Source organism: Cytophagia bacterium CHB2, assembly GCA_030263535.1.
Lineage (GTDB): Bacteria > Zhuqueibacterota > Zhuqueibacteria > Zhuqueibacterales > Zhuqueibacteraceae > Coneutiohabitans.
This window is the reverse complement of the sequence record SZPB01000658.1, coordinates 1-1770: the sequence shown is the minus strand read 5'-3', so window position 1 is coordinate 1770 and position 1770 is coordinate 1. Positions and strand designations below refer to the sequence as shown.

Sequence of the window (1770 nt, the reverse complement as noted above, 5' to 3'; positions counted from 1 at the left end):
ATTTGGACGCTGTTGCCGTTCTCCCTGCTGGGCGCGCTTCTGCCGGGGCATCCGTGCGATGTGTTTTATAATTTCGGCATGCGCTTTTTGCTCGGTAAACGCGCCCTGCCCAGGTTTCATTTCGCCCGGTGGCTTTGTTGTATGGTCGCGTCAGCCTGGGCGGGCATAGTGGGCTGGGCATTTTATAGCGGCGCGGCCTTGCTCGGGTATATTCTCGGCGGCTTATTTATCTGCGCCGCAGTGATTCCGGTGCTGACGGATTTTTGCATTCCCTCATACCTTTATGGATTGATGTTTGGCAAACCGGCAACTTGCACAACAGTGACAATGGTGCAGGATTGATATAAATGACTTCGGTTAAATTTTGAAAGAGACTTATGGAAGACATGCAGCGAATCAAAATCGCTTTTGAGCGGAATGAAAAAGCTTTACAACTGCGGCCCACGCTCGGCAAGAAAACCGCGATTACCAAAGTTCGTGTGCGCGACGGGTTATTGTGTGAAATTGCCGAAGGCGCCTGGAAAATTGTCACCGACATGGGCGAAAATCGCGGCGGCACGAATGCCGGCCCCAATCCGGGAATTCTTGGCCGCGGCGCCTTGGGCAGTTGCCTTGCCATGGGGTATATGATGTGGGCAGCCAAACTCGGCGTGACGATCACAAATCTCGAAGTCGAGATTCAGGCTGACATGGATGTACGCGGTGAGTACGCCCTGGCGGAGGTGCCGGCGGGTTATCTGGAAGTACGTTGCCTGGTGAATGTGGAAAGTCCGGCTCCGCGAGAAGAGGTTTTGCGCGTGTTGGATGTTGCGGATGAACACAGCTCTTATCTCGACATATTTCGCCGGCCACAACAGATGCGCAGAGAAGTTCGCTTCATCGCAAGTGAAGCGCAATAGCGTTTAATCCCGGAAAAATCGTTGGCACGAAATGTTCGTCCGCGAATTCGGTATGCAAAAATTTTTGTTCGAGAGTTAAAAAAAACACTGAACCTCACAAAGCAATCTTATGGAACCCAAACTGCAACGGCGGATTCAGCGTTATGGCTGGGACAAAGCCGCCGATTTTTATGAACAGTATTGGCAACAACAATTGCAACCGGCGCAAACCAGGCTGTTGGAGATGGCCGGCTTGCAGCGCGGCGAGGCTGTGCTCGAGGTTGCTTGCGGCACGGGTTTAATCACCTTTCCGGCGGCCGCGCAGGTTGGCGCAGAGGGCAAAGTTGTCGCCACAGATATCTCAGAACAAATGGTGGAATTGGGCCGCGCCCGCGCCGTCGAGCGAGGGTTTTCTCATATTTCCTGGCTGCGCCGCGATGCGGAGGATTTGCAGCTTCCTGAAACCGGATTTGATGCAGCGCTGTGCGGCCTCGGCATGATGTATTTCCCGGATCCTCTGCAGGCGCTCAGAGAAATGAAATCCGCATTGAAATCCGGCGGGCGTGCGGTGGCTGCGGTATGGGGCAAGCGCGCGCATTGCGGCTGGGCAGAGATTTTCCCCATCGTTGATGCGCGTGTGCAAAGCGAAGTATGCCCGTTGTTTTTTCAATTGGGAACGGGCGATTTGCTCAAACAAACATTCCTCGCCGCCGGTTTTGAAGAAGTCGTTTTAGAAAGGATTGCCACGCTTTTGCATTATGACTCTTCCGAAGACGCCTGCGGTGCTGCGTTCATCGGCGGGCCGGTTGCATTGGCGCATGCGCGCTTTGACGAACGCACGCGCCAGGAAGCTTATGCCGAGTATTTGGATTCGATTGCAGGATATCGCAAC

The 1770-nt window shown here is 54.0% G+C and carries 2 protein-coding genes; both read left to right on the top strand.

Annotated elements, in window-relative coordinates; genetic code table 11:
* Positions 1 to 377: 377 nt before the first annotated feature.
* Positions 378 to 899, top strand: a complete 522-nt coding sequence (locus tag FBQ85_29965) for an OsmC family protein (protein ID MDL1879358.1) — start codon at positions 378 to 380, stop codon at positions 897 to 899.
* Between the two features lie 109 nt (positions 900 to 1008).
* A partial coding sequence (locus tag FBQ85_29960) for a methyltransferase domain-containing protein (GenBank protein ID MDL1879357.1) occupies positions 1009 to 1770 on the top strand: 762 nt, incomplete at its 3' end.